This window comes from Romboutsia sp. (assembly GCF_056995035.1).
In genome coordinates, this window is record NZ_JBXKIW010000063.1 from 1 (window position 1) to 11,501 (window position 11,501).

Annotated in this window: 10 protein-coding genes, 1 rRNA gene and 1 riboswitch; all 11 genes read right to left on the reverse strand. The window is 28.0% G+C overall.

Annotation, left to right across the window (positions count from 1 at the left end; translation table 11 throughout):
• Positions 1-132: 132 nt before the first annotated feature.
• The gene (locus AC11VW_RS10020) at positions 133-726 is read right to left on the reverse strand and encodes an AAA family ATPase (RefSeq protein WP_484301275.1); all 594 of its coding nucleotides are present in this window, start codon (positions 724-726) and stop codon (positions 133-135) included.
• Positions 727-881: 155 nt separating this feature from the next.
• Entirely contained in the window at positions 882-1,634 is a 753-nt protein-coding gene (locus tag AC11VW_RS10025; protein ID WP_484301276.1) for a patatin-like phospholipase family protein, read from the reverse strand.
• A 16-nt stretch (positions 1,635-1,650) separates the two neighbouring features.
• Positions 1,651-2,949: a M18 family aminopeptidase gene (locus tag AC11VW_RS10030; RefSeq protein ID WP_484301277.1), complete on the reverse strand. Its 1,299-nt coding sequence runs from the start codon at positions 2,947-2,949 to the stop codon at positions 1,651-1,653.
• A gap of 104 nt (positions 2,950-3,053) precedes the next feature.
• A complete protein-coding gene (locus tag AC11VW_RS10035; protein WP_484301278.1) occupies positions 3,054-5,276 on the reverse strand; it encodes an ATP-dependent helicase in 2,223 nt (740 codons plus the stop codon).
• A gap of 251 nt (positions 5,277-5,527) precedes the next feature.
• A complete protein-coding gene (locus tag AC11VW_RS10040; RefSeq protein ID WP_484301279.1) occupies positions 5,528-6,346 on the reverse strand; it encodes an energy-coupling factor ABC transporter ATP-binding protein in 819 nt (272 codons plus the stop codon).
• Positions 6,339-7,037, reverse strand: a complete 699-nt coding sequence (gene cbiQ, locus AC11VW_RS10045; RefSeq protein ID WP_484301280.1) for a cobalt ECF transporter T component CbiQ — start codon at positions 7,035-7,037, stop codon at positions 6,339-6,341. Before cbiQ ends, AC11VW_RS10040 begins: the two co-directional genes overlap by 8 nt.
• Before the next feature lie 2 nt (positions 7,038-7,039).
• Positions 7,040-7,330 (reverse strand): energy-coupling factor ABC transporter substrate-binding protein, encoded by a 291-nt coding sequence (locus tag AC11VW_RS10050; protein ID WP_484301281.1) that lies wholly within the window; start codon positions 7,328-7,330, stop codon positions 7,040-7,042.
• On the reverse strand, positions 7,290-8,039 hold the full coding sequence (locus tag AC11VW_RS10055) for an energy-coupling factor ABC transporter permease (protein ID WP_484301282.1): 750 nt from the start codon (positions 8,037-8,039) through the stop codon (positions 7,290-7,292). The genes AC11VW_RS10050 and AC11VW_RS10055 overlap by 41 nt, the downstream gene beginning before the upstream one ends.
• Before the next feature lie 135 nt (positions 8,040-8,174).
• A riboswitch (cobalamin riboswitch) is annotated at positions 8,175-8,357 on the reverse strand.
• Positions 8,358-8,519: 162 nt separating this feature from the next.
• Complete coding sequence (locus tag AC11VW_RS10060) at positions 8,520-10,295, reverse strand: cobaltochelatase CobT-related protein (RefSeq protein ID WP_484301283.1); 1,776 nt, start codon at positions 10,293-10,295, stop codon at positions 8,520-8,522.
• A gap of 2 nt (positions 10,296-10,297) precedes the next feature.
• Positions 10,298-11,224 carry an AAA family ATPase gene (locus tag AC11VW_RS10065; RefSeq protein WP_484301284.1) on the reverse strand — a complete coding sequence of 309 codons (927 nt, stop codon included), beginning with the start codon at positions 11,222-11,224 and terminating at the stop codon, positions 10,298-10,300.
• 163 nt (positions 11,225-11,387) lie between these two features.
• Positions 11,388-11,501: ribosomal RNA gene (gene rrf / locus AC11VW_RS10070) — 5S ribosomal RNA — on the reverse strand; the annotation flags it as partial.

The window sequence follows — 11,501 nt, forward strand, 5'->3', positions numbered from 1 at the left end:
TATGATTATAATATATATATACATATATATGTATATATTTACATATTTTACAATTTATATTTTCATAGCTTAAATATAAATTTATGTTAATTTTGTTAATACATATAAAAAAGCTACTAAATTAATAGTAGCTTATTTCTCTTTTTCATTTAATTGTGGTGTTTCTTGATATTCAATATCTAATAAGCCTAATATTTGTTTAGCTCTTTCCTTTGTTGAACCTTTGACTTCTACATAATTAATATTTTCTGATTTTAAGAAGTTTAATATAGACTCATCTATTTGAAGTGCTATATCTTCTGCTTGCCATCTTACTCCATCTTTTACATATCCAAATTCTCTTGGAACATATACTATCATGTCGTAGTTTTGCATATCTTCTATTGCTAAGCAATATAAATCTTTAAGTATTTGTATTTCTTTTTTACTTCTAGCTTTATTTCCTAACATAAATCTTCCATATATGTAAGGTACAAATGTAGCGTAATCAGTAAGAGCATAATCAAATACTGATAGTTCATCTTCTAACTTTTTTTGACCTAAATAAATACCATATTGTTCAGATATAGTTTCTATCATACCTTTATCTTTTAAATATTCTGTTGAATATTCTAGAGCATATCCTGCATTTAATCCTGATATTTTCATTTCTACATATAAATGTTGTATTAATGTCGTCTTTCCACATCTAGGACCACCTAAAACTGCGATTCTCTTAGTTGCCATAATTTATATCACTCCATACATTATTTTCTCAATTTAAAGAACTTTTATATTATACTAACATTTAGCAGTTTATTCAATGTTTTTGATACAACTCTATTTATTTACATAATAACATTCACATTTCTAGTTTATATAAATAAATTTAATATACGTATTTAAATATTTATTTCTAGTTTTTTTCCTATATCATATCCTTCTTCGTATATCCTTGCGCAAAACTCTTTTTCAAATCTTAAAGTATCATTTTTTTCAAATATAGTTTTGGGTCTAGCAACTATTATATTATCTTCATTATATTTGTTTTTTATTTCATGAGGTAAAACATAATCATGTGCTGTTGATATAATGATAACTTTATCCACATTATTTTTTAGTAACGGTTCTATTAATGTATTGTTAACTAATCCACCATCAAGTTTATATCCATCATATAAACCTTCACTTACATCTTTCTTAAATTGTTGCTTAAAAGATAATGTAGCTTTGGGGTTACATGGTAGCAAAGCGCTGTATTTTACACTGTTTAATGCATCTTCTTTACTTTCTTTAGCTATGTTAACTACCTTTTCGCTAACATTTTTACTTTCTATTTCTATATAGTTCACATAGAAATCCATTTCCTGCTGATTTTCATTAATAAGTGATTTTAATATATCGATAGCATACGAATTATCCACAATGTTATCCACTATTTTAATATCGTTTTCAGGAGTTGTCTGAATATTTGTCCACATTTTCTCTAAGTTATCAACATTACCTGTGAATATATAATATCCATTAATTGATCCTATAGATGTTCCTGATATAGCATCAAATTTATTTATTCCTCTATCATAAAGTCCTTTTATAACTCCGGCTTGATATGAACCCTTAGCGCCTCCACCAGAAAGACATAATCCTATTCTCATACTACCTTCTCCTTATCTATATCTCATAGAATTTATTGAATGTTTTATAAATACCATAGTGGTCTTCAACACTTCCTAACTCTCTTATAGAATGCATCGCAAGTATTGGACTTCCTACATCTACAGAAGGTATATCTATATGGGTAGAAGATATTGGCCCTATAGTACTTCCTCCTCTTTCATCTGATCTGTTTACAAATTCTTGATACTCTACATTAGCTTCTTTGCAAATAGATTTATAAATAGATATTGAATATGCATCACTTGTATATGCTTGGTTAGCATTTATCTTTATAACTGGACCACGTCCCATTACAGGTCTACTAGTTGGGTCATGCTTGTCTACCATGTTTGGATGAACTGCATGTGCTAAATCTGCTGATATCATAAAAGAAGAATACATAGCATTGAAGAACTCTTCTCTTGATTTTTTTAATGATATACAAATTCTTTCTAATATATTTAACAACATGTTTGAATCTGCACCTTGCTTAGTAGAACTTCCTACTTCTTCATTATCAAATACTGCTACTATATTTACTCCATGCTTTCCCTTAGCATTTATAAGTGCATGTAAACTAGCATGTGCCATAGATAAGTTGTCTAATCTTCCTGTTGATATAAATTCTTCATTAGCTCCTATTAAATTGCCCTTTTCAAATTCATATAGGAATAAATCAAAATCTATTATATCTTCAACGGCTACATCTAGATTACTAGCTAATTGATTTAACAAGAAATTATCTTTTTCTAAACTATCATTTAAAAGACCTACTAAAGGTAGCATATCCTTTTGCTTATTTAATGCATAACCTTCATTTACAGTTCTATTCATATGTATTGCTATATTTGGTATTATACAAACTGGTTTATTTATATTTACCATTTTCTCAACTGGCTTCAGTATATTATCGCTTCTTAAAACTACTCTTCCAGCTACTCCTAATGGTCTATCTAACCATGTATTTAATATTGGCCCACCATAACATTCTGTATTTAATTTTAAGTATGTATTTTCAACAGATATTTCTGCATTTGGCTTAATTCTAAATGTAGGTGAATCTGAATGAGATCCTATTATTCTAAATCCTTCTTTTTCTATGTTTTTACAATTAACTACAAATGCTATTATTGCAGATGAATTTTTAGTTATATAGTATTTTCCATTTGTATCTATATTCCATTTTTCATCTAGTAGTAACTCTTTAAAATCATTGTCTTTCAAAAGTTTTGTTGATGTTTCTACTGCTTGAAAAGATGTCGGACTTTCATAAATAAAATCTATAAGATCTTGTGAGAATTTTTTTTGTTCCATTGTATAGCCCCCTATGTAATATAAAAATTTATTTAATATAATTGTGACTAAAAGTTAAATTTTGTTGATAACTTTTAGCCACAATTAATTTTATAACTTGGATTTTATAATATATCTAATGTTGTATATTCTTTATTTATCTTTTTAATACCTTGCTGTACGAATGCTATAGTAACATCTGTGCCCATCATACCTACTACAGTACCTACTCCAAACTTAGCATGATGTACTCTAGTTCCTGGTTTTATATCATCTATGTCAGTTTCTTTTTTTGAATCTTTAATTGTTGCATTTACATTATTAGCTACTGCCGACTTATTCATGTTATTCATGTACTTTTGTTTATACTTATCTAATACATTGTAGTTTGCTTTTGAATGAGTTAATTCCTTTTCCATCTTATTAAGCTTCTCTATACATTCTTTAGGTAATTCTTCCATGAATCTAGATGCTATTGATGGATTAGTTTTTCCATATAAAGTTCTTTTTTGAGTTAAAGTCATATATAGTGTTTCTTTAGCTCTTGTTATACCAACATAACAAAGTCTTCGTTCTTCTTCTATGTCTGATTCACTCATAGACCTTACAGCTCTCGATATAGGGAATAAGCCTTCTTCCATACCTATTAAGAATACCACTGGGAATTCTAATCCTTTTGATGTATGAATAGTCATAAGAGATACTTTATCATTTTCTTCATCACTACTTGTTTCAGATGTAAGCGCTACTCCTGTTAAGAAAGTTTGTAAGTCTTGTTCTTCACTATTTTGTTCAAATTCTAAGGCTATAGATATAAATTCTTTTAAGTTATCTATTCTGTCTTGATCTTCTTCACTTTTCTCTTTAGATAATTCGTCTATATAACCAGTAGTCTCTAATACTTTTTCTATTAACTTACTAACAGGATATACTTCTTTTATAGTTCTTAACGTTCCTACAGTATCCACAAATCCACTTATACTATTTCTTGCTTTTGTTGATATATCTGAGTTAGTTTCTATATCTATAAGTACTGAGTATATACTTTCTTGTTTTAAACTAGCTCTATCTTCTATTTTTTCTATAGTTCTAAGACCTATCCCTCTTCTTGGAACGTTTATTATTCTTTTTAGAGATATATCATCTTGAGGATTTTGTATAACTCTTAAGTATGCCACTAAATCTCTTATTTCTTTTCTTTCATAGAATTTAGTTCCACCATATATATTGTATGGTGTCTGACTTCTATTTAAAGCATCTTCTATAGGACGAGCTTGTGCATTTGCTCTATAAAGTACAGCAAAGTCCTTATATGATCTATTTTGTTCTCTAGATATTTTTGCTATCATATCAGTGATAAAATCTGCTTCATCTATTTCATTATCAGATAACTGTATCTTTATTAATTCCCCTTCTTTTTTCTCACTCCAAAGCTTCTTTCTTTTTCTTTCTATATTATTAGATATTACAGTATTAGCTGCATCTAGTATAACTTGAGTTGATCTGTAGTTTTGTTCTAATTTAACTACATGAACATCATCATAATCTCTTTCAAACTCAAGTATATTTCTTATATCAGCACCTCTCCATCCGTATATACTTTGGTCGTCATCTCCAACTACGCATATATTTTGATGTTGCCTAGCTAATATTTTTATCAATTCATATTGAGCCTTACTTGTATCTTGATACTCATCAACCATTATATATTTAAATCTACTTCTATAAAAATCTAATACTTCTGGATTTTCTTTTAAAAGTTCCACTGTTCTATATATTAAATCATCAAAGTCTAATGCACTATTTCTTTTTAAACGATCTTGATACAGTGCGTATATATCCGCCATCTTACTCATTCTGTTATCTGATAAGTGCATAGCCTTAAATTGGGCAGGATTGTATAACTTATCTTTAGCCCCTGATATCGTACTTATAACTACCTTTGGTTCAAATACCTTATCACTTAAATTTAATTCTTTTAAACAGTCCTTTACTAAAGTAACCTGGTCTGAACTATCATATATAACAAAACTTCTATTGTATCCAATTCTATTTATATCTTTTCTAAGTATACGCACACAGCAAGAGTGGAAAGTACTTATCCACATATCTTTTGTATCAGAACCTAATGTTTCTTCTACTCTCTCTCTCATCTCATTTGCTGCTTTATTAGTGAATGTTATAGCTAATATATTGACAGCTTGTACACCTTTATCTTCTATAAGATGTGCAATTCTTGTTGTTAAAACTCTAGTCTTACCCGAACCTGCTCCAGCTAGTATAAGCACAGGACCTTCTGTCTTTTCTACCGCTTCTCTCTGGGCAGGATTTAATGTATCTAAATTCATATTTTTCCTCCTGTTAACAGTGATATAACTCTATTTTAATCTATATCAAAGATTTGTTCAAATTTAAGAAACTCATATCTTGATTTTTTCCAATATAATGGAAGTCTAAAATCTATATAAAAATAAATTTTAAATATAAGCTCACTAGTTTATAGTATATAACTTATTAGCAATTAAAAAAAGATATAGAACAAATAGTTTATAACTATATATTCTATATCTGATTTGTTTAAATATAAATTTAGTGCTAATTAATCACTTGTATTGAGTACTTTATTATTCCAGTATTTATACAAATCTTCTTCTTTTCTAAATAAAGGTAGTTTCATATTCTTGTGGAGTTTAACTAACCAAGGCAATTCCAGTCCTGCTTTATCAATTTTATCTTCATTTATAAATACATCTTCTGTTAATCCAAAATCAGTTACTTCTCCTCTATTTAATACATAAACATAATCACATATTTCATATATTAAATTCATATCATGACTTGATATAACTATCTTTACACCTTTATCTTTTAGATTTTTAATTATATCTACAATTAATTTTGTACTAATTGGATCTAATCCTGCTGTTGGCTCATCTAGTAATACAATATCATTTTCCATGGCTATTACAGATGCTATTGCTACTCTTTTTTTCTGGCCATAACTTAAAAAATGTACGGGCCTATTTATAAAATCTAGTCCGTTAACAGCCATTAAAGCTTCTTTTATTTTATATTTTATTGTTTCTTCATCTACACCTATATTTCTTAAAGAAAATGCTATATCATCATATACCCTTGAATAAAATATTTGTTTCTCTGGATCTTGAAATACTATTCCAACATCTTTCCTAAGATTATATAAACCTTTTTTATTATATTTTAACTCGTGATTCTTAAATAAAATACTTCCTGATGATGGCTGTAGTATTCCCATTAAATTCATGAACAATGTTGATTTGCCTGAACCGTTAGATCCTATTATTCCAATTACATTCCCCTTATCAAAATCCATATTGACATCTGATAAAGCTAATGAATTTTTTTCATATTGATAATTTAAATTCTGAATTTTAAACATTCTCGTCACCTACTATGTGAAATTTGCCATCATATAATTTCATATCTAATGATATACACATATCATCGTATCTTTTCATCATTCTTTTAAACAGCATATTTCCAAGAAGACCAATTGACTTATATGAAGTTTTTAAATTTATATATCCAAATCTTAATTGTTGTGATTTTCTAATATCCTCTACTTCTTCTAAAAAAATAAATATAAATCTATAAACTAGCATTGATAGTTCTATTACTGTATCTGATATATGCAAGTTTTTTAATAAAAATAATATTTGATTGAAAGGAGTTGTAAGTATAAAAAAATATACACATGTCAAACAAGACATCGATCTAAACAATATATATATTGATGTACTTAATGATGCCTTAGATACACCTATATATACATTAGCAATATTTAAGCTATAAATCAACTTATTTGAATCAAACGATATATTGATAAGATTTATTATGATTCCCATAAATAAAAAGTACATAGGAATTCTAAGTAATTTCATATAGTTTCTCATATCTATTTTAGCTATACAAATTATAAAAATACTCATTAAAATCATTATACTCATTAAAAACAAAATATTCTTTATCAGCATGGATGCAATTAAAAAAATTACACCTATACTAACTTTAATTTTTGGATTTATATTTGTTAAATTATTTGTATATGCATATTTATCAATTAAAAGCATCTTTACTTTCTCCTTCTGCTACCTAGATAATATCCTATAAATCCAGCTCCTATTGCTGCTTGTGTTGAAAATAATAAACTCTCTATTTCTCCACTTGGTGGTTTGTACAAGCTACTAACCCATGGCTTATATGTTGGATTTATCTCTGTTATAATAGATTCTGCTTCTCCATCAGCTCCACCATATTCAGCTTTTGAATTTAATATCAATGGAGCTATAATAAGTCCTACTGCTATTAAGAATAATATCCAGTTAGTTTTCTTTGTTGATTTCGTATTTGTACTCTTCATCATCTACTCCATTTCCTTCTTTTTCTATTATTAAATTATAGATTATAGTAGTAAGTATACCTTCTGCTATAGCTATTGGTATTTGAGTCATAAAAAATACTCCTAGAAACTTTGCAGCTGACACCATTACTCCACCAGTTGCATCTGGAAATGCTAGAGCTAATTGTAGTGCAGTTACTGTATATGTAGCTAAATCTCCTAAAGCCGCACTTATAAATACATTAGTGCCTAGCTTTACATTTCTTTTCTTTAAAAATTTAAATATTAAGAATGTTACTATAGGGCCTACTATTGCCATTGAAAATGCATTAGCTCCTAATGTTGTTAATCCACCATGTGCTAAAAGCAATGCTTGGAATAACAGTACTATTGTACCTAAAACAGTCATCACACTTGGTCCAAATAATATTGCTCCAAGTCCTACCCCTGTTGGATGAGAACAGCTTCCTGTTAGTGATGGTATTTTTAATGCAGATAGTACAAACACAAAAGCTCCACATAAAGCTAATAATAATTTTTTCTTAGGCTCTTCTTTTACTATTTTATTTATAGATTTTAAACCCATTAAGAAAAACGGTATAAATATTACACTCCATATAATAGACCATTGTACAGGTAAAAAACCTTCCATTATATGCATTGCATTTGAAGTAATCGGATTTAATATAATCAAAAGAAATGATGCTACTAATCCTAGTTTTAAATTTTTCATAACTGTCCTCTTCTCTATTTTAAATATTAATATATATTTTTGTCAATTTAAAAAGTCTAACCTAAGGGTTAGACTTTCTTTATAAATACTAATTATATACATAAGTATTTTAAGAAATTTTCTCCTCCCCGAAGAAATTCTTAAATATTATTAGGCAGGTCTCCTGGCTTAGCTTCATCCTACTATTTTACCTTCCCATGACTAAGTCATAGTGGTTAAATCGAAATTTCGTCAGCTTTACAGTAGCGGGGGCTGCAGAGGACTTTGACCTCTTTCCCTATTAATCTTGATTTAAGAACCTATAATATTTTTATTATTTTTTAAGAAATCTGTTTGATTACACAATATTGACTAATCATTTATGCTATTTTAAATATTAACTTCTATTAATACATTCTATAATAAGTTTAATATTCCTTCTTATTTTTAAATTTTTTTAATTATTTAGTTTTATTATTATTTCCCATAACTTTATAGATTTTAATTCCTAATTATCTTTTTTAAATACATTGATACTATATCCGAGAATCTTTCTATGTCTTTTGTATATATAAAATCTTTTCCATATATTAATTTCTCTGCTTGTAAATCAATTTCTTTACCTGTAAATACACCTAAAACTAATATTCCATTTTGTCTTGCTTTTCTTACTTCGTTTGCAGCATCTTTTACTCCAACTACTCCTCTATACGCCATTTCTCCCCGTATGCTTCTTTCTCTATCCTTACCTATTTTCACATCATTAGGTCTTCCATCACTTAAAACTATTAATATTTTATTTTCTTCAGTTCTCTCCGATAAACCTTCACAAATTGACTTTATTGCTAAACCATCTCTATTGTTCCCTGCACAAAAATACTCAAATATATTTTCACTAGAATCTATATTATCCTCATAATCTTTAAATCTTTTCAAGATTGTATAATCCATAAAACTAGAAAATCCTATAACCCTATTTGGTATTCCTACCATTGTTAATGCTCTCGCTATTATATATGCTTGAGTAGCTACATTTGCCTGATTTCTACTTTGTGAACCACTTGAATCTAACAATATATCTATAACATATTTTCCTTTTTCATTTTCAACATCTTTATAAAATATTTTTTTATTATTACTTCTACTTACTCTCCATGCTCTATTTGCATATACAGTTCCACAATCAGAGTAAATTCTACTTATTTCACTTTCTTCTATTAGTATTCTGGATATATTTTCTTTCAGTTTTATTATATTTCTCTTATGTACTTTCACTTTATCTCTAAACTTACTTATATTATTCTCTTTTTGCCTAGTTACATATTTTATTTGAGCTATATTGCTACACTCACTTCTTAAAACTCCTTCTGTAAAATGAATTCTACATCCTTCATGTGCATTTCTACAATTTTTTGTCTCAATTTTTTTTATTTCACTTTTATTTAAATAAGATTTACCATAATAATGTTCCATCTTTTTATAAATCTTATCTAACGTTTCTTTATCTACATATATAACTCTATCAGAAGATTGGGATGATTGTTCTATTTCATTTTCACCTATATTTTCTACTAACATTGATGATGCTATATCCTTTATTTCATTTTCAACAAACTGATTATCTTCCTCATTATAAAGTTCTTCATACATAAAATTTGCAAATGTATCAAAATCTACATCGTTATTATCTATATATTCTACTGATTTTTTTTCAGTATCCTCTTGCTTATTTAATATTTGATTGAAATAATTTAAATATATGACATCAACACATTTTAAAATGTCTATTATAGGTTGATTTATATCTATCTTCTTAACGCTATTAATTATCCTTCTACTTAAACCATCTACTGTAGGATGCTTTCCCATACCTTCAAGAACTAAAGCATATTTTACTTTTTGTAAAACATCTTCATTATATATCTTAGAAAATCCCGAAACTACATCTTTATACGCTTTTTCCTTTATATCTTCAACTCCTGGCCTTTCTTGTATTATCTTGGTTTCTACTACTCTATTTAATGAAATTTGAATTAAACTTAAAATTGTTTCTGAATCATACCCTTTTTTTATTCTATTTATCAGATACTTCTTTACTATATCCCAATTAACATATTTATGCCTAGCTCCTGCCATTATTGCAAAATATAAAGCTGCTTCTTTAGATGTATAATCTTGTTCTGAAATATGAATATCTTCATCATATTTTCCTGATACCGTCCAAGATAAGTTGTTTACCCTATTTTCAAATTCATAGTTGTTATATATCCATTTCATAGTTATCCCCTATCTGGAAATATATCTTTTGTTTCCCATTTCATAGGTATTCTTGTTTTAATAATATCTCCAACTATTTCTTTTTCATATATATCAAAAGTCTTACCTGTTATCCCCATATTAATTGCTAAATCAGGCTTAAGGCCTCTTCTTATAGTTCTTAATGATCCTATTAATCCTCTTAAATCTATTGACTTGCTAGATATTTCTCCATTTTGAGACTTCAGTTGTAAGTCTAAAAATATACCTGCAAATTGATTCAATTTTTCTTCATCTGCGTCTGGAAATTCATTTTGTAAAATTAACATAAGCTTGTCTTCTTCTACTGCAGGTATATCTATTACCATAAATCTAGAAACCAATGCTTCATTTAACTCTTTTGTCCCTGCATATTCATAGTTCATGGTTCCAATAAATCTTGTTGCCGGATGTAAGTTGATTCTTTCATATCCTGGTACATCTATCACTCTTCTATGATCTAGGGCTGAATGTAGTACTGCTATCGCATCATTTTTAGCCATATTTATCTCATCAAACACTCCAAAACCACCATTTATTGCACATTCATAAACTGAGCCACGTCTTAATTTTACTTCATTATCTAAAAATGTATCTGTTCCTATTAAAGTTGTACTGTCCGTGTTGATATGGAATGATGTATTCCATTGAGGTCTTCCAAATAATTCTGATATATTGTCTGCTAATAAATTTTTCCCCGTTGCTTTTGGACCTGATAATAATATATTTTCTCCTTCTAGTATTGCTGATATCGCCATATTCCATATTTCTGATCCATAAAAATAATTACTAGAATTAGATATTCTATGACTAATATTCTCTTCTAATTTATAATATTGTTTAAAATATATCGCATCATCTATTAATTTTTTGCCTATTCCTTGTCTTTCTAAATTTTCAATTATCCCCATGACATATTCCCCTTTGTGTAATAATTTATATGTATAATTTTACCACACAAATCTTGTTCTGTAATAACTATTAATTATTAACAAAACAAAAAAGCCTTCTATTTCTAGACGACTTTTTTATTTATTAGTGTGCTTGTTATAAATTAACGTACAAAAAAAGATTACGTGGCTACGTCTTACTCTCCCAGGCAGTTGCCCACCAAGTACCATCAGCGCTAAAGAGCTTAACTTCTGTGTTCGGAATGGGAACAGGTGTATCCTCTTTGCTATTATAACC